Origin of the sequence: Acinetobacter sp. 826659, from assembly GCF_000588515.1 — a bacterium.
In the GTDB taxonomy this organism is placed as follows: Bacteria; Pseudomonadota; Gammaproteobacteria; order Pseudomonadales; family Moraxellaceae; genus Acinetobacter; species Acinetobacter pittii.
Map to the genome: position 1 here is coordinate 253133 of NZ_JFYD01000007.1, position 26504 is coordinate 279636.

Annotated in this window: 22 protein-coding genes; 18 read left to right on the plus strand and 4 right to left on the minus strand. The window is 39.3% G+C overall.

Annotation, left to right across the window (positions count from 1 at the left end):
• The first annotated feature begins 190 nt into the window (after window positions 1-190).
• The 3 genes from J663_RS15695 to J663_RS15705 all read left to right on the plus strand — a co-directional run bounded on the left by J663_RS15695 (window position 191) and on the right by J663_RS15705 (window position 2344).
• The gene (locus J663_RS15695; protein WP_002116495.1) at window positions 191-397 is read left to right on the plus strand and encodes a PA3496 family putative envelope integrity protein; all 207 of its coding nucleotides are present in this window, start codon (window positions 191-193) and stop codon (window positions 395-397) included.
• Window positions 398-471: 74 nt separating this feature from the next.
• Window positions 472-996 carry a YecA family protein gene (locus J663_RS15700; RefSeq protein ID WP_002116105.1) on the plus strand — a complete coding sequence of 175 codons (525 nt, stop codon included), beginning with the start codon at window positions 472-474 and terminating at the stop codon, window positions 994-996.
• Window positions 997-1222: 226 nt separating this feature from the next.
• Window positions 1223-2344 carry a hypothetical protein gene (locus J663_RS15705; RefSeq protein WP_033850811.1) on the plus strand — a complete coding sequence of 374 codons (1122 nt, stop codon included), beginning with the start codon at window positions 1223-1225 and terminating at the stop codon, window positions 2342-2344.
• 61 nt (window positions 2345-2405) lie between these two features.
• Here the strand turns inward: J663_RS15705 and J663_RS15710 are convergent, their stop codons facing one another.
• Window positions 2406-3338: a rhodanese-related sulfurtransferase gene (locus tag J663_RS15710; RefSeq protein WP_005064553.1), complete on the minus strand. Its 933-nt coding sequence runs from the start codon at window positions 3336-3338 to the stop codon at window positions 2406-2408.
• 111 nt (window positions 3339-3449) lie between these two features.
• Between J663_RS15710 and J663_RS15715 the strand changes: the two genes are divergently transcribed.
• Entirely contained in the window at window positions 3450-3935 is a 486-nt protein-coding gene (locus J663_RS15715) for a DUF1289 domain-containing protein (RefSeq protein WP_033850814.1), read from the plus strand.
• A 75-nt stretch (window positions 3936-4010) separates the two neighbouring features.
• Here the strand turns inward: J663_RS15715 and gltA are convergent, their stop codons facing one another.
• Together gltA and J663_RS19175 are read right to left on the minus strand one after the other, a co-directional pair.
• Complete coding sequence (gene gltA / locus J663_RS15720) at window positions 4011-5285, minus strand: citrate synthase (RefSeq protein WP_002116327.1); 1275 nt, start codon at window positions 5283-5285, stop codon at window positions 4011-4013.
• 343 nt (window positions 5286-5628) lie between these two features.
• Window positions 5629-5754 (minus strand): hypothetical protein, encoded by a 126-nt coding sequence (locus tag J663_RS19175; protein WP_081404777.1) that lies wholly within the window; start codon window positions 5752-5754, stop codon window positions 5629-5631.
• 474 nt (window positions 5755-6228) lie between these two features.
• Between J663_RS19175 and sdhC the strand changes: the two genes are divergently transcribed.
• From sdhC to sucD, 10 genes are all read left to right on the plus strand, one after another.
• The gene (gene sdhC / locus J663_RS15725) at window positions 6229-6630 is read left to right on the plus strand and encodes a succinate dehydrogenase, cytochrome b556 subunit (protein ID WP_075384165.1); all 402 of its coding nucleotides are present in this window, start codon (window positions 6229-6231) and stop codon (window positions 6628-6630) included.
• On the plus strand, window positions 6630-6995 hold the full coding sequence (gene sdhD, locus J663_RS15730; protein WP_000833672.1) for a succinate dehydrogenase, hydrophobic membrane anchor protein: 366 nt from the start codon (window positions 6630-6632) through the stop codon (window positions 6993-6995). The genes sdhC and sdhD overlap by 1 nt, the downstream gene beginning before the upstream one ends.
• Window positions 6996-7007: 12 nt before the next feature.
• Window positions 7008-8843, plus strand: coding sequence for a succinate dehydrogenase flavoprotein subunit (sdhA, locus tag J663_RS15735; protein WP_002116225.1), 1836 nt, complete (start codon window positions 7008-7010; stop codon window positions 8841-8843).
• Window positions 8844-8857: 14 nt separating this feature from the next.
• Window positions 8858-9568 carry a succinate dehydrogenase iron-sulfur subunit gene (locus J663_RS15740; RefSeq protein ID WP_002116292.1) on the plus strand — a complete coding sequence of 237 codons (711 nt, stop codon included), beginning with the start codon at window positions 8858-8860 and terminating at the stop codon, window positions 9566-9568.
• 283 nt (window positions 9569-9851) lie between these two features.
• Window positions 9852-9980 carry a hypothetical protein gene (locus tag J663_RS15745; protein ID WP_002116082.1) on the plus strand — a complete coding sequence of 43 codons (129 nt, stop codon included), beginning with the start codon at window positions 9852-9854 and terminating at the stop codon, window positions 9978-9980.
• 157 nt (window positions 9981-10137) lie between these two features.
• Window positions 10138-12978: a 2-oxoglutarate dehydrogenase E1 component gene (locus J663_RS15750; RefSeq protein ID WP_033850836.1), complete on the plus strand. Its 2841-nt coding sequence runs from the start codon at window positions 10138-10140 to the stop codon at window positions 12976-12978.
• A complete protein-coding gene (odhB, locus tag J663_RS15755; RefSeq protein ID WP_005064561.1) occupies window positions 12978-14174 on the plus strand; it encodes a 2-oxoglutarate dehydrogenase complex dihydrolipoyllysine-residue succinyltransferase in 1197 nt (398 codons plus the stop codon). Before J663_RS15750 ends, odhB begins: the two co-directional genes overlap by 1 nt.
• 61 nt (window positions 14175-14235) lie before the next feature.
• Window positions 14236-15669: a dihydrolipoyl dehydrogenase gene (lpdA, locus tag J663_RS15760; RefSeq protein ID WP_002116053.1), complete on the plus strand. Its 1434-nt coding sequence runs from the start codon at window positions 14236-14238 to the stop codon at window positions 15667-15669.
• Window positions 15670-15816: 147 nt separating this feature from the next.
• On the plus strand, window positions 15817-16983 hold the full coding sequence (sucC, locus tag J663_RS15765; protein ID WP_001048573.1) for an ADP-forming succinate--CoA ligase subunit beta: 1167 nt from the start codon (window positions 15817-15819) through the stop codon (window positions 16981-16983).
• Window positions 16984-16997: 14 nt separating this feature from the next.
• Window positions 16998-17888: a succinate--CoA ligase subunit alpha gene (sucD, locus tag J663_RS15770; protein WP_000114637.1), complete on the plus strand. Its 891-nt coding sequence runs from the start codon at window positions 16998-17000 to the stop codon at window positions 17886-17888.
• A 409-nt stretch (window positions 17889-18297) separates the two neighbouring features.
• Here sucD and trpS read toward each other — a convergent pair whose 3' ends face one another.
• Complete coding sequence (gene trpS, locus J663_RS15775; protein WP_002116097.1) at window positions 18298-19311, minus strand: tryptophan--tRNA ligase; 1014 nt, start codon at window positions 19309-19311, stop codon at window positions 18298-18300.
• A 208-nt stretch (window positions 19312-19519) separates the two neighbouring features.
• On the opposite strand from trpS, the gene J663_RS15780 reads away from it, so the two are divergent.
• The 4 genes from J663_RS15780 to J663_RS18625 all read left to right on the plus strand — a co-directional run.
• Window positions 19520-20449, plus strand: coding sequence for a DUF808 domain-containing protein (locus J663_RS15780; RefSeq protein ID WP_014207473.1), 930 nt, complete (start codon window positions 19520-19522; stop codon window positions 20447-20449).
• Between the two features lie 27 nt (window positions 20450-20476).
• Window positions 20477-21376, plus strand: a complete 900-nt coding sequence (locus J663_RS15785) for a neutral zinc metallopeptidase (protein ID WP_033850816.1) — start codon at window positions 20477-20479, stop codon at window positions 21374-21376.
• Window positions 21377-21616: 240 nt separating this feature from the next.
• A complete protein-coding gene (locus tag J663_RS15790) occupies window positions 21617-23119 on the plus strand; it encodes a cation:proton antiporter (RefSeq protein ID WP_002116022.1) in 1503 nt (500 codons plus the stop codon).
• A 457-nt stretch (window positions 23120-23576) separates the two neighbouring features.
• Window positions 23577-26504, plus strand: a 2928-nt coding sequence (locus J663_RS18625) for an Ig-like domain-containing protein (protein ID WP_081404778.1), incomplete at its 3' end; no start/stop codon positions are given.

A 26504-nucleotide genomic window follows, 5' to 3' on the forward strand; every position in this document is an offset into this window, starting at 1 on the left:
TCGAAAAAATCATAGAATTTTTTTTTGATCAAAAAAATAGTTCAGCTTTATAAATACACAATTTTTTTGGCGAAAAAAAGTACAAATATGCAGTTTAATGAAAAAAATATAAATAAAACTTGACACGATTTAATAACCAAGATAAATAGCGGCTAGACCCATTCACATTTTTTCATTAGAGGTAGTTTTAGTGTCTTCTACAGATTTTGAATTAGATGATAACTACGGTGATGATGATGATGTCGGTTTTGATGAGTCATCAGGCAAAATCACTGCGAAAGAATCATTAGAAAAACGTAGATTAATTGATGATCTATTGGCTCAACGCCGTTTAGAGCGTGAGTTAAAAGATTTTGATTACGATTTAGACGATGATGATCTTGATGATGAAGACTAATCAAATCTGAATAGGGCATCGTCAGCTTAGATGCTATGCTATCGTAGATTTCTTTTTTATAGTCAGGTAACACAATGAGTGCGTTAGATTTAGACCAATTAAGTGAATATCTAGATGGAGACCACAATGAGTATGGTCTGGATTTCGCTGCAACTCATGGTTTTCTGTGTGCAATTGCAGTAGGCCCTCAGTTCGATCGTTGGTTAGATGAATTGTTTGATAATAACCATAAAAAAGTTCCTGCCGAAATTATTCAGCAGATCAAAGCGTGGTTAGAGTCAATTCGACAAGACTTAGCAAATGAAAATGGAATTGAATTTCCGTTTGAAATTGAAGAAGCTGATGTTGAGTCTAGCTTAGGCGACTGGAGTGTTGGATTTGTTGATGCGATGTTCTTAAATGAAGATGCATGGTTTGCACCTGAATATGAAGAACAATTAATTGATTTAACTTTACCAATGATGGTATTTAGTGGAATTGATGAAGAAGATCCACAGATGGAATCTTTCCGTCGTAATGGACAGTTAATGGATGAGCTGGCAGAAGAAATCCCAGATAATTTGAATGAATTATACTTGATGTATCATACGCCAAATTAATTTATTAGAAGAAATAATAAATAACGTCCTTTCTAGGGCGTTTTTTATTGCCTGAATTTTTTAATAGGTAATTGAGTGTAATAATATTTTTGCATTAATTTTATTTATATATAATATTTATTGTTATTTTAAAATTATACTTTTAATAGAGTTTAATTTACCTATCATCATGTGTTAGTCCATGATCGATATAAAAATCTTTAGTGCTATAACAATGCGATTTAATATGAATATAATTTGTAAAATTAGTGGCTTGCTCTTAGTAATATTACTTATAGCTTGTGGTGGTGAAAATAGTAACAGTGTTAGTGAAGCGAAAATTTCACAATCTAATCAAAATGAAGTGACTTATAAATTAATCTCTGGTACAGCATTTTCAACTTCTGCTTTGAATGGTGCAAATGTAACAGCAATTTGTAAAGATGGAATCGGTTTTAAAAATACTGTAAATGTTAATGCCCAAGGTAAATGGCAAGGTGAAGTAGATAATAGTAAGTTTCCTTGTCGTTTACAGGTAAAAGCTAATGGACAAAGCTACTATAGTTATGTTGAGCGTGAGGGTAATGTAAATATTAATCCGCTTACGGATATGGTCGTTGCTTATGCCAGTAACCAAGTTCCTGCAACATGGTATCAATCTGGAACCATGACTACAGAAAAGTTAAATTCTGCAAATTCTGCTTTGGTAGCTGAACTTATTAAAAAGGGGTATGGTATTAATAATGATGCGGATCTATTTAATACTGAGATGAAAGTAAATAGCCCTATTCATCAAGCTATTCAAGAGTTGTTGGAAGCTATTAAGAATAATGAAAACATCAAAGACTATGATGCACTGTTAATGTTAATTAAAGATGGAAATTTATCTCAATTACCTAAGAAAGTTGATATTTTGAATAACTCAATACCAATGATTTTTAATTTTAATACGAATGCCTGTCAAATACTGCCTGCATTAGAAAATATGCAGCAATACAATAAATGTTCAGATAAGATTATTAATAATTTTATTGAAAGTAATTTGGTGGCTGCCGACTCAGATGAAAAGTGTGTTTTGGTAAAACAAGGTAATAAAGTGAGTTTAACCAAAGGGGATCAAACAGTATCAGCATTATTGGATCAAGAATTAGAAGATGGCATGAGCTTTACTTTTGATGAGGGTGAGTTAGAGATTGTAGATATTATGATTAATACCGGACCTTATACAGATATTAATACCTATAGTCAGATTGGATTAGACTTTTCTAATGATGGGAAGTTAAGAGGAGTTGTTGGGAAATCTCCAACTGTTGCGCCAATGAATTGTGTAAGTATTGAGTTTAAGAAAATTATGGAGCAGTATAAATAATATTGATTTTTAATAGATTCACTAGATGGAAGAGGAGGATCATTGGATCCTCCTGTTTTTATTATAGGCGTTTACGCTTTGCAGCAGCAATTTGTGACTGGCGCATACGGAAACCAGCTTTTTGCTTTTCAGTGGTTTTGTCGATGCAATAAACGCAAGAAACACCGTGTTCGTAACTTGGTAGAGCAGACTCTTCAGGAGTTAAAGGCCAGCCGCAAGCATGACATTTAATATTCACGCCTTCCTCTACACCATGAGTTACAGCAGTACGTCCGTCAAATACGAAACATTCACCTTCCCATAAGCTTTCATCAGCAGGGGTTTCTTCTAGGTATTTAAGGATACCGCCTTTAAGATGGTAAACCTCTTTAAATCCTTCTTGAAGAAGTAAAGAAGTTGATTTTTCACAGCGAATACCACCAGTACAGAACATCGCAATTTTTTTGTCTTTATGTTGCTCTAATTCTTTCTTGACGTATTCTGGAAACTCACGGAATGTTTCAGTTTTAGGGTCAATTGCGCCCTTAAATGTACCCGCTTTATATTCGTAATCATTACGTGTGTCGATTAAAATTACATCATCACGTGCGATTAAATCATTCCATTCTTTAGGATCAAGGTAGTGACCGACTAAGTCACGAGGTTTAACCTCAACACCTAAAGTCACAATTTCTTCTTTAAGTTTAATTTTCATTTTGCGGAAAGGTTTATCAGAACTATGGGATTCTTTGTATTCCATAGCGCCAAAGCCTTCATTGAGCAAAAACTGATGTAGTGTATCAATTGCTACGCGATCACCAGCAACAGTACCATTAATTCCTTCACCTGCTACAATCAGAGTTCCACAAAGGTTAATTGTTTTCACTAAGTCTAATAAACGTTGTTGAAGATCGGCAGGATCTTGAACTTCTTTAAATTGATATAGTGCTGCAACAACCCAACCTGCGGTCGCTTGCTGTTCTACAGGTGCAAGCTGTTCTACAGTAGCGTTCATGGAAAACTCCAAATGTATTAAGATAGAAATTTAAGGCGCATATTTTAGCGCGAAAATTAGTAATAAGCGAGAAAACCATAAAAAGTATATGGTTTATTTAAGGAGTTTGTTTTGAGTAATGATCATCGAACGCTCTCTCTCACCCCATGTGCAGGGCGTTGTTCAACAGTTTTTGGTGATCAGGTTTGTCGTGGTTGTCGCCGTTTTAACCACGAGGTGATTCAATGGAACACTTATACGGCAGAGCAGCGTTTGGCTGTATGGAAGCGTTTAGATGATCAATTGAATCAAATCTTAGTGCCAATGCTGCCTCATGCAGACTTACAGCATGTTGAAGGCTTTATTTTAAGTAAGCGTGTTCGGTTAATGGAAGGGGCGAGCCGGGGGCGTAAGCTTTACCATGCCTTAAAAATATGTGAAAAGAATAAACATCTAGCACACGAGAGTGGTTTGGGTATTTCGGAGTCTCAAGTCAAAACAATATGGGTTGAGTTTGAAAGACGTGTTTTAGCGTTGGCTAAAGCGAGCTATGAGTTGGCTTGGTTGCGAGCAGATGGAATTAGCCATCACTTGTTAACTATGTATGAAGAAGAATAGGCCTAAAGTAGAAAAAGACGTAAATAAAAAAGCTGCCAGAAGGCAGCTTTTTTTTCATTAATTTTCTTTCGAATATTAACGTTTGATGTCGCGTTGGGTTTCACCAGTATAAAGCTGACGAGGACGACCGATTTTATAAGGGCCGCTGTGCATTTCTAACCAGTGACTGATCCAACCAACTGTACGAGCAAGAGCGAAGATTACAGTAAACATTTCTGTTGGGATACCAATCGCTTTAAGGATGATACCTGAGTAGAAGTCTACGTTAGGGTAAAGTTTACGCTCAACGAAGTACGGGTCGTTCAATGCGATACGCTCAAGTTCCATAGCAAGTGCTAATTGAGGATCGTTGATGCCTAAAGCTTCAAGAACTTCGTCACAAGTTTGCTTCATTACTTTAGCGCGTGGGTCGAAGTTTTTGTAAACGCGGTGACCGAAGCCCATAAGCTTAACTTCTTTGCGTTTAACTTTTTCCATGAACTCTGCAACGTTTTCAACGCTACCGATTTCATCAAGCATCTTAAGAACTGCTTCGTTTGCACCACCGTGAGCAGGTCCCCAAAGTGCAGAGATACCAGCAGAGATACATGCATACGGGTTTGCACCAGTAGAACCAGCAAGACGTACTGTAGATGTAGAAGCATTTTGCTCATGGTCAGCATGAAGCGTGAAAATACGATCCATTGCGCGAGCAAGAACAGGATTAACTTTGTAATCACGGTCAGCAGGAGTAGCAAACATCATGTGCAAGAAGTTTTCCGCATAACTTAAATCGTTACGTGGATAGATGAATGGTTGACCTACTGTGTATTTGTAACTCCAAGCAGCAAGCGTTGGAATTTTTGCAATTAAGCGAATTGCAGTGATTTCACGGTGATTGATGTCTTCAATATCTAGGTTGTTATGATAGAACGCAGATAATGCACCTACAACACCAACCATGATTGCCATTGGGTGAGCATCACGACGGAAACCATTGAAGAAACGGCTAACTTGATCGTGAACCATAGTGTGAGCACGTACTTTCGTATCAAACTCAACTTTTTGTTCAGCAGTTGGGAGCTCGCCATTTAATAATAAATAACAAGTTTCAAGGTAGTCTGCTTGAGTTGCTAACTGATCAATTGGGTAGCCGCGGTGTAATAAAATACCTTTGTCACCATCAATGAAAGTAATTTTAGATTCGCATGCGGCTGTCGCCATAAAACCAGGATCGAAAGTAAAATGACCTTCTTTCAGTATGCTGCTGACATCAATTACATCTGGACCTAAAGTGCCACTGTAGATTGGTAATCCAATTTCTTTGCCATCAAGATGTAATACGGCTTTTTTGCCATTTGCTTCAGACATTCAATAGATCTCCTGTCCTGGTGAATGTTGATCTGACTCGAAATCCTAATGTTCTCATGTGCGAATCAGACGGTGTCAAAATTTGCTATAAGATTAGTGAGTACTGAAATTTTGTCAATTATACTTATGGATAAAAAATGACGTTCCCACAGAGAGTTAGTCATCAAGACCCGAGCAAAAAAGTCAGTAAAATCACTGCATCGGGATGGTATAATAAGTCAATTCAACAAGAACGTGCAGAAAAAAAATGAAGGATGAGTACAATTGTAAGCAAATTTATAAATTGCAATTTAGAATAATAAGGCGGTAGAAAATGCCAATCTGCTTAAAAAAATCATAAAACTCATGGTGTAATTTCAAATTTATACTCAAAAAAAATTATATTTTTATTTAGTTGTAACAAAGAATATTGTTCTTTTTTTAAGTTTAATTGTATAAAAAATAGCTCATCAGATGACTTTAAAATCATAAGAACTGTTTTTTAATGAAATTCATTTTCGAAAAATTAGTGTAGATCGCTTAATATCTATCTGAAATATAAGTCTGTTCACTTATTTGAAATGTGGCTCACATTGAAAATAGGAGGGTATTGCGATCATTTTTCTATTGATATGAGGAATTTATAACTTTATCTTTAGTCTAAAATCGGCTTATTTAAAAGAAATTTCAGAAAAAATGAAATTAAATAAAAAGTTATTTTAAACAAGGACATGATGTATATAGGTATAGTTTTTTTATTGACCTAATAATGTAATATTGTTTTGAATGATTCTTATTTAATGGTTTTTTGCTGAAATGGCAAAGTGGATTGTTTGTATTTTGATACTTCGCGTTTTATAATTCAGTGTCGTTTATAGGTTAGGCATGAGCTGTGCTTGCCTAACAATGCCAGCTTTCCTTGGAATTAATTCAACAAACTCCGGTCGGAGTTTCTACCTACAGGATGCCCGCTGTGAAAAGCAACAGACCTGTCAATTTGTCCATGGGTCAGGTGTTAGCGGTAAATTTACGCTCACCCGTGGCTATTGCATCAATTTTACACCGTTTATCAGGTGTCATCGTTTTCTTATTAGTACCAGTTCTCTTATGGATTCTAGATAAATCATTATCTTCACCAGAAGGATTTGACTACGTTAAAAATGTCGTTTTTGGAAATATCCTTGTACGTTTTGTTGTTTGGGTATTTGCAGCCGGCTTGATATTCCACTTTATTGCTGGAGTTAAGCACTTACTTGCAGATTTAGGTTTTGCTGAAGAACTGCAAAGTGGTCGTATTGCAGCGACAATTTCATTGATCTTATCTGTGGTAGCCATTATCGCAGCCTTTGTATGGATTATGTTCTAATGAAAAGTGCTACAGGTTTAACTGGTTCAGGTTCTCGTGATTGGTTTATCCAGCGTGTAAGTGCGGTTGTATTAGCAGCTTATACTGTTGTTCTTTTTGGTTGGATTCTCTGCAAAGGTGGATTTGACTATCAACAGTGGGCTGGCTTCATGATGACATTACCAATGAAGATTTTTTCTTTATTGGCAATTTTATCGCTTATCGCACACGCATGGATTGGTATGTGGCAAGTTTTCACTGACTATGTCACTACTCGTCAAATGGGTCCTTCAGCGAAAGGTTTACGCCTTGTACTGACGACGGCTGTCATTATTGCAGTGTTTGTGTACGCAATCTGGGGTATCCAGATTTTCTGGGCGAATTGATAGGAAGATATCATGGGCGCGATAACCCCTAAAGAAGATTATTCAAATATTCAAAACCTCACTTTCGATGCAGTTATCGTTGGTGGTGGTGGTTCTGGTATGCGTGCTTCTTACCAACTTGCTCAAGCAGGTTTGAAAGTTGCAGTACTTACTAAAGTTTTCCCAACACGTTCACATACAGTTGCTGCTCAGGGCGGTATTGGTGCGTCGTTAGGTAACATGCAAGAAGATAACTGGCACTTCCACTTTTACGATACGGTAAAAGGTTCTGACTGGTTAGGTGACCAAGACGCAATTGAATTTATGTGTCGTGAAGCACCAAAAGTTGTGTATGAACTTGAACACATGGGTATGCCGTTTGACCGTAACGCTGATGGTACAATTTACCAACGTCCGTTCGGTGGTCACTCTGCGAACTATGGTGATAAACCAGTTCCACGTGCTTGTGCTGCTGCTGACCGTACTGGCCACGCATTATTACACACGCTTTATCAAAGCAACGTGAAAATGGGTACTCAGTTCTTCGTTGAATGGATCGCGCTTGATTTGATCCGTAACGAAGCAGGTGATGTTCTTGGTGTAACAGCGATTGACCAAGAAACTGGTAATATCGCAGTATTCCAAGCAAAAGCGACATTGTTTGCGACCGGTGGTGCTGGTCGTGTTTACCGTGCATCAACAAATGCTTATATCAACACTGGTGACGGTCTTGGTATGGCTGCTCGTGCTGGTATTCCATTACAAGATATGGAATTCTGGCAATTCCACCCTACGGGTGTTGCGGGCGCAGGCGTATTGTTAACTGAAGGTTGTCGTGGTGAAGGTGCAATCCTTCGTAACAAAGACGGCGAACCGTTCATGGAACGTTATGCACCAACTTTAAAAGACTTGGCTCCACGTGACTTCGTATCACGTTCTATGGACCAAGAAATTAAAGAAGGTCGTGGTTGTGGTCCAAAAGGTGATTATATCTTACTAGATATGACTCACTTGGGTGCTGACACAATCATGAAGCGTTTACCATCTGTATTTGAGATTGGTAAAAAATTCGCGAACGTTGACATTACTAAAGAACCAATTCCTGTAGTACCAACAATCCATTATCAAATGGGTGGTATTCCTACAAATATGCATGGTCAAGTGTGCTTACCTGAAGCAGGTACAGACAACTACACTAAACCTGTAAAAGGTTTCTATGCAATTGGTGAATGTTCTTGTGTATCAGTACATGGTGCAAACCGTTTAGGTACTAACTCACTTCTTGACTTGGTTGTATTTGGTAAGGCTGCTGGTGAGCACATTATCGACTACGTAACTAAGCATCATGGTGATGAATATGCGCCACTTCCAACAAACGTATTAGAGCAAACTTTAGATCGCGTACGTAAGTTGGATGAATCAACTTCTGGTGAAAATGCACAAGAAGTTGCTGATGCGATTCGTGATATCGTTCAAGATCACGCTGGTGTATTCCGTACTCAAGCTTTGCTTGATAAAGGTGTTAAAGAGATTCTTGCTCTTGAACCACGTGTGCGCAACATTCACTTGAAAGATAAATCTAAAGTATTTAACACTGCACGTGTTGAAGCGCTTGAAGTTGAAAACTTATATGAAGTTGCAAAAGCTACATTAATTTCAGCTGCTGCGCGTAAAGAGTGTCGTGGTGCGCATACTGTAGTTGACTATGAATTGCCAGCTGATCACCCAACTTATTCATACGGTCGCCGTGATGATGAGTGGATGAAGCATACTTTATGGTATTCATCAGACAATCGTTTGGAATATAAGCCTGTGCGCTTCAAACCGTTGACTGTTGATGCAATTCCACCAGCACCACGTACATTCTAATCGGGAGTATAAAGATGAGTAGAGGTACTCGTACATTCGAAATCTACCGCTATGATCCTGATAAGGATAAAGCGCCGTACATGCAAACTTTCAAGCTTGAATTGACTGATAAGCACCGTATGTTGCTTGATGCATTACTTGCTTTGAAGGTTCAAGATGAATCATTAACGTTCCGTCGTTCATGCCGTGAAGGTATTTGTGGTTCGGATGGTGTAAACATTAATGGTAAAAATGGTTTGGCTTGTTTATGGAATTTAAACGACCTGCCTGAGAAAATTGTAATTCGTCCATTACCAGGTTTGCCGGTTGTTAAAGATTTGGTTGTTGATATGAACCAATTCTATGATCAATATGACAAAATTCAGCCATTCTTGATCAATAACCAACCAGCTCCACCTAAAGAGCGTTTACAGTCTCCTGAAGAGCGTGAACACTTAAATGGTTTGTATGAATGTATTCTTTGTGCATGTTGTTCAACTTCATGCCCATCATTCTGGTGGAACCCTGATAAATTCTTGGGTCCTTCAGCATTGTTGAATGCATACCGTTTTATTATCGACTCTCGTGATACTGCTACTGCAGATCGTTTGGCTCGTCTTGACGATCCATTCAGTTTGTTCCGTTGTAAAGGTATTATGAACTGTGTGTCAGTATGCCCTAAAGGTCTAAACCCTACTAAAGCAATCGGTCACATCCGTAACATGCTATTAGATCAAGCGGGTTAATTCTGCACAAATAGAAAACGCGCATCCTTGATGTGCGTTTTTTTTTAATTTTATAATGTAAACTTTAGACTTTGGTCGAAATGAGCGAGGATTTTATATATTGCACCATATATTAAAAGATAAAATCGCTTATGTATTTCGCCAATTTATAGGTGGTATGTGTCAAAAAAATCAATCGTTGTTTAAGAACATGATACGATTTGCCACAAAGTTATAGGTGAAAAAAGCGTATACTAGTGAAATTAATTTAAGTAGCACGATCTTAGATCTGTGCTTAATTTTTATGGTTAAAGTCATTTTAGAAAAGTTAATTTTAAAGTTAATTTTTCTAAAAAGATTTGCAAAAAATTGCTCGGTTTTAATCGAGTATAAGGTGAGTGATGATGCCATTGAGGGCGTTGTGATTCATTAATTACCTATGGAGTTTTCTCTCTAGGTAGTATGACGCCCCATGGTCTTAGAGACCTGTTGGGTAAGTAATGCCTTTTTTACCAATTTGGCATTATGCATCATGGGTGTGCTTAAAAGGCAGCCTGTAATATTTTTTGCAATAGGAAATGGGTCCACAAATGCAAGAAGTTGCTGACGCATTGCGTCTTGACACTGAACTTTCCGCTGATAGTGCAGCGTATATTGAAGAACTTTACGAGCAGTACCTGACTTCCCCAACCTCTGTAGCTGAGGACTGGCGCCAATATTTCGATAAATATCCAAAGGGTGACCAACCACACAGCGCTGTGCGTGAGCAATTCCTATTACTAGGACGTAATGCTAATCGTGTTCAACCTGTTGTACAAAGTACTGTAAGTACTGAGCATGAGCGTCGTCAAATTGGCGTTTTACAACTTATTGCTGCTTATCGTAATCGCGGACATCAAAAAGCTAAATTAGATCCATTAGGTCTTGCTAAGCGTGAAGAGATTCCAGATTTAGATCTTTCAGCTCACGGTTTAACCAAATCAGATTTAGACACTGTATTCAATACCGGCAATCTTGAAATCGGCAAAAGCGAAGCAACGCTTGCTGAAATGATTGAAGCAATGGAAGCAATCTATTGTGGTTCGATCGGTGTTGAATACATGCATATCGTGGACACAAAAGAAAAACGTTGGATTCAACAACGTCTTGAAGGTGCCCGTGGTAAATTCAATTACACAAATGATCAAAAGAAAGGCTTCTTAGAGCGTTTAACTGCTGCAGAAGGTCTTGAAAAATATCTTGGTAATAAATACGTCGGTGCTAAACGCTTTGGTGTTGAGGGCGGCGAATCTTTTATTCCTATGGTAAACGAGATTATTCAGCGTGCTGGTGCTGTAGGTTGTAAAGAAGTTGTTATTGGTATGCCACACCGTGGCCGTTTAAACCTTCTTGTGAATATTATGGGTAAAAACCCTGCGGACTTATTTGGTGAGTTCGAAGGTAAATCAATTCATAAAAAAGGTTCTGGCGACGTTAAATACCACCAAGGTTTCTCAAGTAATGTAATGACTCCAGGTGGCGAAGTTCACTTGGCATTAGCATTTAACCCATCTCACTTGGAAATTGTTGGTCCTGTAGTTGAAGGTTCTGTACGTGCACGTCAAGTACGTCGTAGAGACATTGGCGGTGATGACGTTTTACCAGTTATTGTTCATGGTGATGCGGCATTTGCAGGTCAAGGCGTGAACATGGAAACCTTCCAGATGTCACAAACTCGTGGCTATACGGTTGGTGGTACAGTTCATATTATTGTGAACAACCAAGTAGGTTTCACAACTTCTGATCCTCGTGATGCACGTTCTACAGAATACTGTACAGACGTTGCTAAAATGATTCAGGCGCCAATTTTCCATGTAAATGGCGATGATCCTGAAGCTGTTATCTTTGCTACTCAATTAGCACATGATTTCCGTCACGAATTCCGTAAAGATGTTGTTATCGATTTGTTCTGTTATCGTCGTCGTGGCCATAACGAAGCAGATGAGCCATCTGGTACACAGCCATTGATGTATCAAGTAATTGCGAAGAAAGCGACTACTCGTACACTTTATGCTGATCAACTTGTTCAACAGAAAGTACTTGATCGTGCTGAAGCAGACCAAATGGTTGAAGATTACCGTTCTGATCTAGAAGCGGGTAATCATGTAGCAAATGCATTGATTCTTGAACCAAATACCAAAATGTTTGTTGATTGGACGCCATATTTGGGCCATGACTACACAGACGATTGGGATACTTCATTTGACTTAAATCGCTTAAAAGAATTAGGCGAGGGCATGAGCAAACTTCCTGAAGGGTTTGTAATGCAGCGTCAGGTTCAAAAAGTAATTGAAGACCGCGTAAAAATGCAAACTGGTGAAACTCCATTAAACTGGGGTGCAGCAGAAACTTTAGCTTATGCAACTTTATTAGATGAAGATTATCTAGTTCGTATTACTGGTGAAGACGTGGGTCGTGGTACCTTCTCACACCGTCATGCGAAATTGCATAACCAAGCTGATGGTTCAACTTACATTCCACTTTGTCATGTGAAAGAGAACCAACCACGTTTTGCGATTTACGACTCTCTTTTATCTGAAGAAGCAGTTCTTGCATTCGAATATGGTTACGCAACTACAATTCCTAAGAGCTTGATTATTTGGGAAGCACAATTTGGTGACTTCGTAAACTGTGCTCAAGTTGTGATTGACCAGTTTATTGCTTCTGGTGAGACTAAGTGGGAACGTGTTTGTGGCTTAACAATGTTGTTACCACACGGTTTCGAAGGTCAAGGCCCAGAACACTCATCAGCTCGTTTAGAACGTTTCTTACAGTTATGTGCTGAAGACAACATGCAAGTGATCACTCCAACGACACCTGCACAGATTTTCCATGCATTACGTCGTCAAGCTGTACGCCCAATTCGTAAGCCATTGATTGTAATGTCACCGAAATCTTTACTTCGTCATAAACTTGCTACTTCTACTTTAGAAGAGCTTGCAAATGGTTCATTCCAAACTGTAATTGACGAAATCGATCAAATTAACAAGTCAGATGTAACTCGTCTTGTACTTTGTGGCGGTAAAGTTTATTACGACTTACTTGAAAAACGTCGTGAACAAAACTTAACTAATGTCGCAATTGTACGTATTGAACAGTTGTATCCATACCCAGAGCAACGTCTTGCGGAAATCTTGGCTGCTTATCCAAATGTGAAAGAACTCGTTTGGGCACAAGAAGAGCCGAAGAACCAAGGCGCATGGTTATTTATTGCACCGCGTTTATATGACGATATCTTAAAATCTGGCAAACAAATCCGTATCAGTTTTGCAGGTCGTGAAGCTTCTGCTGCACCAGCTTGTGGCTCACCGTACTTGCATGCAAAACAACAAGCTCAGCTAATTAATGATGCATTGGCAATCGAAGCTGAACAATCAGGAGATTCTCAATAATGGCAACCGAAATTAAAGCACCGGTATTCCCAGAGTCTGTTGCAGATGGCACCATCGCAACTTGGCATAAAAAGGTGGGTGAACCTGTATCACGTGATGAAGTAATCTGTGATATTGAAACCGACAAAGTTGTTTTAGAAGTTGTTGCTCCTGCTGATGGTAGCTTAGTTGCAATCATTAAAGATGAAGGCGATACAGTTCTTTCTGACGAAGTTATTGCTCAATTTGAAGCTGGTGCTGGTGCAGCAGCGGCTGCTCCTGCAGCAGTAGAGCAAGCAGTTGCTCAAACTCAAGCTGGTGCAGCGCCTGTTGTTGAGCGTACAGAAACTGTATCTGATCAAGCTCCTGCAGTTCGTAAAGCATTAACTGAATCTGGTATTGCTGCTGCTGACGTACAAGGTACTGGTCGTGGTGGTCGTATCACTAAAGAAGATGTTGCAAACCATCAAGCTAAACCAGCTGCTAACGTTACTCCTTTAAGTGTAGCTGTTGGTGAGCGTATCGAAAAACGCGTTCCAATGACTCGTTTACGTAAGCGTGTAGCTGAGCGTCTTCTTGCTGCAACTCAAGAAACTGCAATGTTAACTACATTCAACGAAGTTAACATGAAGCCAATCATGGAATTGCGTAAGCAATATAAAGATGCTTTTGAAAAACGTCATGGCGCTCGTTTAGGCTTCATGTCATTCTTCGTTAAAGCAGCAACTGAAGCGCTTAAACGCTACCCAGCTGTAAACGCTTCAATTGATGGCGACGATATCGTTTATCACGGTTACTACGACATCGGTGTTGCAGTATCTTCTGATCGTGGTCTTGTTGTACCAGTATTACGTGATACTGATCGTATGAGCTATGCAGAAGTTGAATCTGGTATTGGTGCATATGCTGCTAAAGCACGTGATGGTAAATTATCTATCGAAGAAATGACTGGTGGTACTTTCACAATCACTAACGGTGGTACTTTCGGTTCATTACTTTCAACTCCAATTTTGAATCAGCCACAAACTGGTATCTTGGGTATGCACAAAATCCAAGAGCGTCCTATGGCTGTAAATGGTCAAGTTGAAATCTTGCCAATGATGTATTTAGCACTTTCTTATGACCACCGTATGATCGATGGTAAAGAAGCTGTAGGTTTCTTGGTAGCAATCAAAGAATTGTTAGAAGAGCCAGCTAAACTCATCCTTGATCTTTAATTTCTTCGAATAATATTACCGAGGTAGAGTGATCCTCTATCTCGGACCATGGAGATAAACAATGTCTCAACAATTTGATCTTGTTGTTATTGGCGGTGGTCCTGGTGGTTATGAAGCTGCGATTCGCGCTGCTCAACTGGGTTTTAAAGTCGCTTGTATCGAAAAACGTATTCACAACGGTAAGCCATCTTTGGGTGGTACATGCTTAAACGTAGGTTGTATTCCTTCTAAAGCATTACTTGATTCTTCTCACCGTTACGAAGATACAGTACATCACTTAGCTGATCACGGTATCACTACAGGTGAAGTGAATTTTGATCTTGCTAAGCTTCTTGCTCGTAAAGACAAAATTGTTGACCAATTAACTGGTGGTATCGATCAATTGCTTAAAGGCAATGGCATTGAATGGTTAAAAGGTACTGGTAAATTACTTGCTGGTAAAAAAGTTGAGTTCGTTTCTCATGAAGGTGAAACTCAAGTTTTAGAACCTAAATACGTTATTCTTGCGTCTGGTTCTGTGCCTGTAAATATTCCAGTAGCTCCTGTAGATCAAGATATTATTGTTGATTCAACTGGTGCATTAAACTTCCCAGAAGTACCTAAGCGTTTAGGTGTAATTGGTGCAGGCGTAATCGGTTTAGAGCTTGGTTCTGTTTGGCGTCGTCTTGGTGCTGAAGTTGTTGTTTTTGAAGCAATGGATGCATTCTTACCAATGGCTGATAAAGCTTTGGCAAAAGACTACCAAAAACTTTTAACTAAGCAAGGTCTTGATATTCGTATCGGTGCTAAAGTTTCTGGTACTGAAATTAATGGTCGTGAAGTGACTGTTAAATACACTCAAGGCGGCGAAGAAAAAACTCAGACTTTTGACAAGTTAATCGTTTGTGTTGGCCGTAAAGCTTATGCAGAAGGTTTATTGGCAGATGATTCAGGCATTAAATTGACTGAACGCGGTCTAGTTGAAGTAAATGATCACTGTGCAACTTCTGTAGAAGGTGTATACGCGATTGGTGACTTGGTTCGTGGCCCAATGCTTGCTCATAAAGCAATGGAAGAAGGTGTAATGGCTGTTGAGCGTATTCACGGTCATGCAGCTCAAGTGAACTATGACACAATCATTTCTGTTATCTATACACATCCGGAAGCGGCATGGGTTGGTTTAACTGAAGAACAAGCTAAAGAAAAAGGTCATGAAGTTAAAACTGGTCAATTCGGTTTTGCTGTAAATGGTCGTGCTTTAGCGGCGGGTGAAGGTGCTGGTTTTGTTAAGTTTGTTGCTGATGCAAAAACTGACCGTTTATTAGGTATGCATGTTATTGGACCTGCTGCATCTGATATCGTACACCAAGGTATGATCGCTCTTGAATTTGTATCTTCTGTTGAAGATCTTCAGTTAATGACATTTGGTCATCCAACATTCTCTGAAGTTGTTCATGAAGCTGCACTTGCTGTAGATGGTCGTGCAATTCACGCGATTCAACGTAAGCGTAAATAAAATAAAGAGCGGTTCTCCGCTCTTTTTCACATTCGATGGTGTGATTAAAAAAGCATCAAGGTGAAAGACGTAGACAGCAATTTGCATATGTAACATGAGAATGTTGCGCAAATTGAAGACAACAAACAAAGTTAAGTAGGTAACTAAATGAACTTACATGAGTATCAAGCTAAAGCGTTATTGAAAGAATATGGTATGCCAGTACAAGAAGGTATCTTGGCTACCAATGCAGACGAAGCAGTTGCTGCATTTGAACAGCTTGGTGGTAAATTCGCGGTAATGAAAGCGCAAGTTCATGCTGGTGGTCGTGGTAAGGCTGGTGGCGTTAAAGTTGCAAAATCTAAAGAAGACGTTATCGAATTTGCAAACAATATCATTGGTACTCGTCTTGTAACGTATCAAACTGATGCAAATGGTCAACCAGTAAACAGCATCATTGTTGCTGAAGACGTATACCCAGTTGAGCGTGAGCTTTACTTAGGTGCGGTTGTAGACCGTTCTAGCCGTCGTATTACTTTCATGGCTTCTACAGAAGGTGGTGTAGAAATCGAGAAAGTTGCTGAAGAAACTCCAGAAAAAATTATCAAAGTTGAAGTTGATCCATTAGTTGGCTTACAACCATTCCAAGCACGTGAAGTTGCGTTTGCTTTAGGTTTGAAAGACAAGCAAATCGGTCAATTCGTAAAAATCATGACAGCTGCTTACCAAGCATTTGTTGAAAATGATTTTGCTTTATTTGAAATTAACCCACTTTCAGTTCGTGAAAATGGCGAAATTTTATGTGTAGACGCGAAAGTAGGTATCGACTCTAACGCGCTTTACCGTTTACCTAAAGTTGCTGCTTTACGTGACAAATCTCAAGAGAATGAGCGTGAATTAAAAGCATCTGAATTTGATCTTAACTATGTTGCTTTAGAAGGTAACATCGGTTGTATGGTTAACGGTGCTGGTCTTGCAATGGCAACTATGGACATCATTAAACTTTATGGTGGTCAGCCTGCAAACTTCCTTGACGTTGGTGGCGGTGCAACTAAAGAGCGCGTAATCGAAGCGTTCAAAATCATCCTTGCTGATACATCTGTACAAGGTGTTTTAATCAACATCTTCGGTGGTATCGTACGTTGTGACATGATTGCTGAAGCAATTATTGCAGCGGTTCAAGAAGTAAACGTAACTGTTCCAGTTGTTGTTCGTTTAGAAGGTAACAACGCTGAGTTAGGTGCTAAATTACTTGATGAATCTGGTTTGAAATTAATTTCTGCAAACGGCTTGTCTGATGCCGCAGAAAAAGTTGTAGCTGCAGTTAAAGCGTAAGGGGAGTATCAATCATGAGCGTATTAATTAATAAAGACACTAAAGTATTGGTACAAGGTTTTACTGGTAAAAACGGTACTTTCCACTCTGCACAAGCTTTAGACTACGGTACAAAAGTTGTTGGTGGTGTTACTCCAGGTAAAGGCGGTACTACTCACCTTGACCTACCAGTATTCAACACAATGAAAGAAGCTGTACGTGAAACAAATGCAGATGCATCTGTAATCTATGTACCAGCTCCATTCGTTTTAGACTCAATCGTTGAAGCGGTTGATTCAGGTGTTGGCCTAATCGTTGTGATCACTGAAGGTGTTCCAACAATCGACATGCTTAAAGCAAAACGCTACTTAGAAACTAACGGTAACGGTACTCGTTTAGTTGGTCCTAACTGTCCAGGCGTGATCACTCCGGGTGAATGTAAGATTGGTATTATGCCTGGTCATATTCACCAACCAGGTCGTATTGGTATCATCTCGCGTTCAGGTACATTGACTTATGAAGCTGTTGCTCAAACAACTAAGCTTGGTTTAGGTCAGTCTACTTGTATCGGTATCGGTGGTGACCCAATCCCAGGTATGAACCAAATCGAAGCGCTTCAATTGTTCCAAGACGACCCAGATACTGATGCAATCATCATGATCGGTGAGATCGGTGGTACAGCGGAAGAAGAAGCTGCTGAATTCATCAAATCTAACGTGACTAAGCCTGTAGTAGGTTACATTGCTGGTGTAACTGCTCCTAAAGGTAAGCGTATGGGTCACGCTGGTGCGATCATTTCTGGTGGTCAAGGTACTGCTGAAGAGAAATTCGCTGCATTTGAAAAAGCAGGTATGGCTTACACTCGTAGCCCAGCTGAGCTTGGTTCAACTATGTTGCAAGTTTTAAAAGAGAAAGGTTTAGCTTAATCGCTTTACCCTGAATCTTAAAAAGCACCGTATCTGAAAAATGATGCGGTGTTTTTTTATTTATTAAAGAAAAATCAGAATTTTTATAAGTATAGCTAATTCATAAATAAAATTTTTAGGCAAAAAAATACGCAATGATTGGGGTGATCATTGCGTAGAACAACGAATCTGTAAAAACAGTTTCGGTTTAAGGAGAAATGTCGTGAGGCTCATATGATGTAACCTACATAGAGGATAATAGATAAAGTTAAGATATTCTTCATCGCTATTAGCGTTAATAAGTGTTACTTCACGTTAATAGGGTAAAAGCCTGTGAATGGCTATCAATACATTAGTAATTCTAAAAAATGAATATTATTAATCTAATAAATAAAAAAAGCCCCGAAGGGCTTTTAGTTTTTAAAGAGGATTAAAATTTAAATAAACCTAAACCATCTTTAACTTCATCTAAAGTCTGTTGAGTAATAAGACGACACTTATCTGTACCTTGTCGTAAAACATCCATAATATAGTCAGGATCTTTAGCAAGTTCTTCGCGACGTTCACGAATAGGTGTAATTAACTCTTTTAAGACACCTTCAAGACGTTTTTTAACCGTACCATCACCAAGACCACCGCGACGATAGTGAGCTTTTAATTCTTCAACTTCTTCTTTATTTGGATCAAATGCATCTAAATAAGTAAATACAATATTACCTTCAACTTGACCTGGATCTTCAATACGAAGGTGATTTGGATCGGTGTACATCGCATTAACAGCTTTTTTAATGTCTTTATCAGAAGCATTTAAAACGATGGTATTGCCTAATGATTTAGACATTTTCGCTTTACCATCAAAACCAGGTAGACGTGCCATATTAGAAAGCAAAGCTTTACATTCAGGCAAAAGATCTTGACCGATTTGGCGATTTACTCGACGTACGATTTCATTCGTTTGTTCAATCATTGGAATTTGATCTTCACCCACTGGAACCACAGTTGCTTTGAAAGCAGTAATATCAGCCGCTTGTGCAACAGGGTAGCAGAGGAAACCAGCTGGAATGTCACGCTCGAAACCACGCATTTGAATTTCAGATTTAATGGTCGGGTTACGTTCTAAACGCGCAACTGTCACAAAGTTAAGATAGAGCATTGTGAGTTCATTGAGTGCTGGTAAGCAAGATTGAACACAAATGGTGGTTTTTGTTGGATCAATGCCTACAGCTAAATAATCTAGAGCAACTTCTAAAATATTACGACGAACTTTATCTGGATTATCTGCATTATCTGTTAGTGCTTGTGCATCTGCTAATAAGAGATGTTGATGATGGCTATCCTGTAAACCTACACGAGAACGCAAAGAACCGACAAAATGCCCAAGATGAAGTTGTCCGGTTGGGCGGTCGCCTGTCAAAATAATTGGACGCTGATCAACATTACTCATTATTTATTCCACTATCGTATTGGCTTAATCAGGGGTAGTAAGCCCTGTAATATAAAAGATTGGCATTATTGTACGGGAAATAAATTTTTTTCGTCAGCGATTGGGGAAACTTTTCTTAAAATAATATTGTGAATTTATTCAGTAAAATTACAGAAATTCAAAAAAATCATCTTACAATAGCCTTAATAAATACAAACTTGGATAAGAAATGGCGAGTGGCTTACTTTTATTACTAGATGATATAGCAACAATTTTAGATGATGTTGCTTTAATGAGCAAAATGGCAGCCAAGAAAACTGCCGGAGTTTTAGGTGACGATTTGGCCTTGAATGCTCAGCAAGTAACAGGTGTGCGTGCAGATCGTGAACTACCTATTGTTTGGAAGGTGGCCAAAGGTTCATTTGTTAATAAGCTTATTTTAGTTCCTTTAGCATTGTTAATTAGTGTGATTGCACCTTGGCTTATTAATCCGTTATTAATGCTCGGAGGCTTATTTTTATGTTATGAGGGAGTAGAGAAAGTTCTTCATACCATTATGCATAAAAAAGCTTCTACATCAGAGGAAGCAAAAGCAGAGCTTGAAAATGAAGAATTAGACTTAGCAACTTTTGAAAAAGAAAAAATAAAAGGAGCAGTAAGAACTGACTTTATTTTATCGGCTGAGATCGTGGTGATTACGCTCGGTACAGTTGCTACGGCTACTTTAATGACCAAGGTAAGCGTTTTAAGTGTTATTGCGGTTGTGATGACGATTGGCGTTTATGGCCTAGTTGGTATGATTGTTAAGATTGATGATTTGGGATTATATTTAACAGAACAGTCGACCTCGTTTAAACAAACTATAGGTCGAGGCCTATTAGCTTTTGCTCCTATTTTGATGAAATTACTTTCAATCGTGGGCACTATTGCAATGTTTTTAGTGGGTGGCGGGATTATTAATCATACGATTCCATTGCTTCATCACTTAACTGAAGACACAGTGGATCATGTGGAAACAATACCAGCAGTGGGTAACATCATTGGTGCTTTAACACCAACATTGATTAACTTTGGAATAGGACTTGTTGCAGGTGCAATTGTTCTATTAATTGTGAGCTTAATACAAAAAATGTGGCCTAAAAAAGCATCGGGTTCATGATGCCATTCTAAAAAGAAGAGGGAAATTATGCGCTGGAAAGGTCGACGAATTAGTAGCAATGTTGAGGACCGTCGAGGTGGTGGCGGTGTTAGAGCAGGCGGTATCAGTATTATTGGTTTGGTTGTTGCATTTGTTGCGTGGAAGTTCTTTGGTGTTGACCCACAGCAGGCTTATCAAGCAACGCAGCAAGTTACTGCTTCACAACAATCAAATGCAACTGCGCCAGAAAGTTTAACGGCCGAGCAAAAAGAAGCCTCGGATTTTGTTGGAACGGTTTTGGCTGATACAGAAGATACTTGGACCCCCATATTTAAACAGTTAGGTAAAAGCTATACGCCACCTAAATTAGTTTTGTTTAGTGGAATAGCTCAGTCAGGATGTGGCACAGCTCAATCTGCGATGGGGCCATTTTATTGTCCGGCAGACCAGAAAGTTTATATCGATACAGAATTCTTTAAAGATATGCGTCAGCAAATGGGAATTTCTGGTGAGCAGAACCAAACTGAGCTTTCTAGGGAAGATCAGGCAGGCGATTTCGCACAAGCTTATGTGGTTGCACATGAAGTAGGGCACCATGTTCAAACCTTGCTGGGTATTTCGTCACAAGTCCAGCAAGCTCGTGCACAAATCAGTCAAAGAGAAGGTAATCAATTATCTGTTCGTCAAGAATTGCAAGCTGACTGTTTAGCGGGTATTTGGGCGAGTCATAATCAACAGCGAACTCAATTTTTAGAGCAAGGTGATATTGAAGAAGCGATGGATGCTGCTCAAAAAATTGGAGATGATTATTTACAGAAGCGCTCTACGGGGCAGGTCGTTCCAGACAGCTTTACTCATGGTAGTAGTGAACAGCGAATGCATTGGTTTCAGGTTGGTTTAAAAACTGGTGATATTAACCAATGTGATACTTTTAATAATCCAGTTTAAAATTCTATAGGATGAGTCTTGTTAAACATAATTTAATAAGCTCATCTTTTTTTTTAGATCATAACTATAAATAATGTTAAGAAATTTAACAGATTGATAGATTGTTCAATCAATTCGGTAAACTTGTGTCCGAATTTTCATTTTTTATGATCATGGCATTATTAATGCCTGCATTTTGTTTAGTTTGGTCGACCTAGCAAAATTTTCTTATTTGGTCGTTGACCCAGAAGAAGGGTATTCATGGGTAATTTTTTTCTATTACAAGCGTTTACAGTGGTTTTTGCACTATCAATTGCAACCACGATCTTTAATAAGCGTATTTTAGGCTTTCCACAGGCGATTGGTGTTCCTCTAGTCTCAGCAATTTTTGTCTTTATTCTACAGTGGGGTGCCAGCCTACTAAATGGTAACCAGTTTATTACCATTAACATTCATAATATTGAAGAAGCAGTACGCCATATCGATTTTTATGATTTTTTAATTAATGGTGTTATTTGTTTTATTCTAACTTCTTCTGCACTCAAATTTAAAATTTCAGATCTAAAAAGTTATTGGAAGCAAATTAGTATTTTGGCAACAATTGCCTTAGTACTTTGTGCCGTATTATTTGGCAGTTTACTTTACGGATTCCAATTACTGGTTGGATATCATGTGCCAATTCTGGTGCTATTACTTTTAGGTGCAGCTTTAGGGGCAACAGACCCAATTGGTATTAAAGGTGTACTTAGTTCGATTCGAGCACCACATCATTTAATTGTTAAGCTAGAAGGTGAATCATTATTTAATGATGCAATGTGTATTGCATTGTTTATGACTTTACTTAATGTTTTACAGGGTGAACATTTTTCATTGGTAGCGACATTAGAAGCTCTACTTTATGAAATTGTTGTCGCCGTCGGGATTGGTTGGGCATTTGGGGTAGGGGTGTTGCGTCTATTACGTGGTAAACACGAAATGGAGTCCCTGATTTTAACAACAGCTTTACTTGCAAGTGGAGCATATTTGGTTGCTTTGTTTGCGCATGCATCAGCACCGATTGCTTGTGTAATTGGCGGTTTAATTGTTGGAAACAAATGGAAGGAAATACGAGAAGAGCGAGAGATTCAAGAAGTTAACCATTTCTGGCACACTGTAGAAGGAATTATTAACTCATTCTTATTTACTTTAATTGGCTTAGAGTTATTTATTCTTGATCTAAACTTTAGCCTGATTTTAGGCGGTATTGTTGCGTTCTTTATTCTTCATATTTCTCGTTTTGCTGCCAACTTTATGGCTTTCGCTTTTTTCCCCACAATGCGTAGAACTAAAAGCTACAACGGTAGTTTGACTATTTTATCTTGGGGTGGGGTACGAGGAGGAATTTCACTTGCATTGATTTTGGCAGTAGCCAATATCCCTGCCTTAAGTCCCTATAGTAGTATCCTGATTGGATATACATTTATTAGTGTATTGTTATCAGGTATTGTGTGCGGCCTAGGCTTACCAGCTGTGATGAATGCTTTTTATTACAACCCCAACGAAGAAACTGAAGGCTTAAAAGGCTTCTATCAAAGGTTGTGCCATAAGATGAACCGAAGAGGTTTTCAGTATATTGTGGGGGAGGATGCGCTGGGTAGAGAAACAATCACCGTTTATAATCCAGATATTCTTGTAGACCAAAAAACTGAGGATGGAATTGCGACAATGCATGACCCGAATAAGTTACAAGAAGTAAAAAGATTTGAGAGTCCAGATAATTTCTAAATATAAATAGTTTTAAAATTTATAAGATATTTAAAAATGAGGTTTTAGTGTAATAGTAAAATATTACCTAAAGCCTTTTTTTTCTATATATATCATTAATAATATATTTTATTTTATTAAGATATTAATAATTGTTATATGAATATTTTAATTAAATGATTTTTCAACAAATGGTAAATAGTAAAATAATAAATTTGTTTTATATATAAAACGTTTAACATGATTTTTCATTAAATTAACATAAGAAAAACTTAACTAAGACTTATATATAATTTCTATTAATTAAAATTTTTTCTTTAGGTACTTTAGTATTTGTTTTTTTTATTTTAAAGTGTTTAATGTAAAAATGATCACATTACTTAATGTTTTTAAGTTGTAGGTCAAAAACTTAGAAAGATTAAGTAAAAAGAATTATACATAAAATCATTTAAATCAATAATATAAAAGGAATACAGATATGCCTGAAATACAAATTATTGCCAAGGATAGTCACGATACCTTGTCAACAATCAAGGGAACTTCTGCAAAGCTTTCAGAAGCGTCGGTCGTATTGGTAAAAGTGGCTGCCAGTGATGTATTGGTAGTGAATAGGGAGGGGACCAATGCAGTCATTCGCCTGAAAAATGGCGAGACTATTGTTATTGAAGGCTTCTTTAGTGGAACAGCTGAGCCTAAAGATAACAGTCTTGTTTTTCAAGATGAAAATGGACAGTTGATTTGGGCAAAATTCAAAGATGCTGAAAATGATGCGGACGCCGATGCCGATGCGGACGCTGACGCAGACAGTGATGTTGAACCACAAGCTCTGGTAGCTGAGGATTTACCTGCTGCTTTACCGGCAGAAGCACCACAAGAGTTGGTATCTGACGTTATTTACCAGCCTATTTCTTCAATTGAACCATTACTTTATCACGATGCAGGTGTAAACCCATGGTTGTGGGCAGCTATTCCTTTAGTTGCTGGCGGTATTATCGCTGCAGCATCGAATAGTGATAATGATGATGACTCAACACCTGCTGACACCACTCCACCAAATACAGATGGAGTCACTTTCTCTGTTGATCCTGTTACTTCAGATAACGTAATTAATGCATCAGAAGCAGCAGGTAATGTCACGATTACTGGTGTTCTGAAAAACATTCCGGCAGATGCGGCCAATACGGCCGTTACAGTTGTTATTAATGGTGTAACTTATACTGCAACTGTAGACAAAACAGCGGGTACATGGACAGTAAGTGTACCGGGTAGTGGTTTAACAGCTGATGCAGATAAAACCATTGATGCTACTGTAACGTTTACAGATGCGGCAGGTAATAGCAGTACTGTTAAAGATACACAAACTTATACAGTTGATACGACTGCACCGAATGCACCAGTGATTGACCCAGTTAACGGGACAGACCCGATCACAGGTACAGCAGAAGCTGGTTCTACAGTGACTGTGACTTATCCTGATGGCACCACTGCAACAGTAGTGGCAGGCACAGATGGCAGCTGGTCAGTACCAAACCCAGGTTTGAATAATGGTGATGAAGTTACAGCTGTAGCAACAGACCCTGCTGGCAATACATCAGGACCAGGAACAGCTATTGTTGATGCAGTTGGTCCAAATACGGATGGTGTTAACTTTGCTGTTGATTCGGTAACAGCTGATAATGTGGTTAATGCATCAGAAGCGGCTGGCAATGTCACGATTACTGGTGTTCTGAAAAACGTTCCTTCAGATGCGGCTACTACAGCCGTTACAGTTGTTATTAATGGGGTAACTTATACTGCAACTGTAGACAGTGCAGCAGGTACATGGACAGTAAGTGTACCAGGTAGCGGTTTGGTTGCTGATGCTGATAAAACGATTGATGCTAAAGTAACCTTCACTGATGCAGCAGGTAATAGCAGCACAGTTAACGATACACAAACTTATACACTGGATACAGCTGCTCCTTCAGCGCCAGTGATTGACCCGGTTAACGGGACAGACCCGATTACAGGTACTGCAGAACCTGGTTCAACCGTAACAGTAACCTATCCTAATGGTGACACAGCAACAGTCGTGGCAGGACCTGATGGCAGCTGGTCAGTACCAAACCCTGGTCTTAATGATGGTGATGAAGTTGAGGCAATTGCTACAGATCCAGCAGGTAACCCATCTTTGCCAGGTACAGCTACTGTTGATGCAGTTGCACCAGCAGTTGTTATAACTGATTTATTAACGAATGACAGTACACCTGCGTTAACCGGTACAGTGAACGATCCGACAGCCACAGTGGTTGTCAATGTGGATGGTGTTGACTATCCAGCAGTGAACAATGGTGACGGCACCTGGACGCTTGCAGACAATACACTTCCTGCGTTAACTGATGGTCCACACACCATTACCGTGACTGCAACAGATGCAGCAGGTAACGTAGGTACAGATACAGGTGTTGTGACAGTTGATACAGCAGCTCCTTCAGCGCCAGTGATTGACCCGGTTAACGGGACAGACCCAATTACAGGTACAGCAGAACCTGGTTCAACAGTAACAGTAACTTATCCGGACGGTAGTACAGCAAGTGTTGTAGCAGGAACGGATGGTACTTGGACTGTGCCAAACCCAGGCTTAAATGATGGTGATACGGTAACAGCAGTAACAGAAGATCCTGCTGGCAATACATCAGGTCCAGCAACAGCTGTGGTTGATGCGGTTGCGCCGACAGTAGCGCTTAACGATGTATTGACCAATGACAGTACACCTGAGTTAACCGGTACAGTGAACGATCCGACTGCAACCGTGGTGGTGAATGTAGATGGTACTGACTATCCGGCAGTAAACAATGGTGACGGCACCTGGACGCTTGCAGACAATACACTTCCTGCGTTAACTGATGGTCCACACACCATTACCGTGACTGCAACAGATGCAGCAGGTAACGTAGGTACAGATACAGGTGTTGTGACAGTTGATACAGCAGCTCCTACAGCACCAGTGATTGACCCGGTTAACGGGACAGACCCAATTACAGGTACAGCAGAACCTGGTTCAACAGTAACAGTAACTTATCCGGACGGTAGTACAGCAAGTGTTGTAGCAGGAACGGATGGTACTTGGACTGTGCCAAACCCAGGCTTAAATGATGGTGATACGGTAACAGCAGTAACAGAAGATCCTGCTGGCAATACATCAGGTCCAGCAACAGCTGTGGTTGATGCGGTTGCGCCGACAGTAGCGCTTAACGATGTATTGACCAATGACAGTACACCTGAGTTAACCGGTACAGTGAACGATCCGACTGCAACCGTGGTGGTGAATGTAGATGGTACTGACTATCCGGCAGTAAACAATGGTGACGGCACCTGGACGCTTGCAGACAATACACTTCCTGCGTTAACTGATGGTCCACACACC

Bases quoted from the DNA above. Each gene is read 5' to 3' on its own strand.
- J663_RS15700 (WP_002116105.1), top strand. From the start codon at position 472: ATGAGTGCGTTAGATTTAGACCAATTAAGTGAATATCTAGATGGAGAC.
- J663_RS15705 (WP_033850811.1), top strand. From the start codon at position 1,223: ATGAATATAATTTGTAAAATTAGTGGCTTGCTCTTAGTAATATTACTT.
- J663_RS15710 (WP_005064553.1), bottom strand. From the start codon at position 3,338: ATGAACGCTACTGTAGAACAGCTTGCACCTGTAGAACAGCAAGCGACC.
- gltA (WP_002116327.1), bottom strand. From the start codon at position 5,285: ATGTCTGAAGCAAATGGCAAAAAAGCCGTATTACATCTTGATGGCAAA.
- J663_RS19175 (WP_081404777.1), bottom strand. From the start codon at position 5,754: ATGATTTTAAAGTCATCTGATGAGCTATTTTTTATACAATTAAACTTA.
- sdhC (WP_075384165.1), top strand. From the start codon at position 6,229: ATGCCCGCTGTGAAAAGCAACAGACCTGTCAATTTGTCCATGGGTCAG.
- sdhD (WP_000833672.1), top strand. From the start codon at position 6,630: ATGAAAAGTGCTACAGGTTTAACTGGTTCAGGTTCTCGTGATTGGTTT.
- sdhA (WP_002116225.1), top strand. From the start codon at position 7,008: ATGGGCGCGATAACCCCTAAAGAAGATTATTCAAATATTCAAAACCTC.
- J663_RS15740 (WP_002116292.1), top strand. From the start codon at position 8,858: ATGAGTAGAGGTACTCGTACATTCGAAATCTACCGCTATGATCCTGAT.
- J663_RS15745 (WP_002116082.1), top strand. From the start codon at position 9,852: ATGGTTAAAGTCATTTTAGAAAAGTTAATTTTAAAGTTAATTTTTCTA.
- J663_RS15750 (WP_033850836.1), top strand. From the start codon at position 10,138: ATGCAAGAAGTTGCTGACGCATTGCGTCTTGACACTGAACTTTCCGCT.
- odhB (WP_005064561.1), top strand. From the start codon at position 12,978: ATGGCAACCGAAATTAAAGCACCGGTATTCCCAGAGTCTGTTGCAGAT.
- lpdA (WP_002116053.1), top strand. From the start codon at position 14,236: ATGTCTCAACAATTTGATCTTGTTGTTATTGGCGGTGGTCCTGGTGGT.
- sucC (WP_001048573.1), top strand. From the start codon at position 15,817: ATGAACTTACATGAGTATCAAGCTAAAGCGTTATTGAAAGAATATGGT.
- sucD (WP_000114637.1), top strand. From the start codon at position 16,998: ATGAGCGTATTAATTAATAAAGACACTAAAGTATTGGTACAAGGTTTT.
- trpS (WP_002116097.1), bottom strand. From the start codon at position 19,311: ATGAGTAATGTTGATCAGCGTCCAATTATTTTGACAGGCGACCGCCCA.
- J663_RS15780 (WP_014207473.1), top strand. From the start codon at position 19,520: ATGGCGAGTGGCTTACTTTTATTACTAGATGATATAGCAACAATTTTA.
- J663_RS15785 (WP_033850816.1), top strand. From the start codon at position 20,477: ATGCGCTGGAAAGGTCGACGAATTAGTAGCAATGTTGAGGACCGTCGA.
- J663_RS15790 (WP_002116022.1), top strand. From the start codon at position 21,617: ATGGGTAATTTTTTTCTATTACAAGCGTTTACAGTGGTTTTTGCACTA.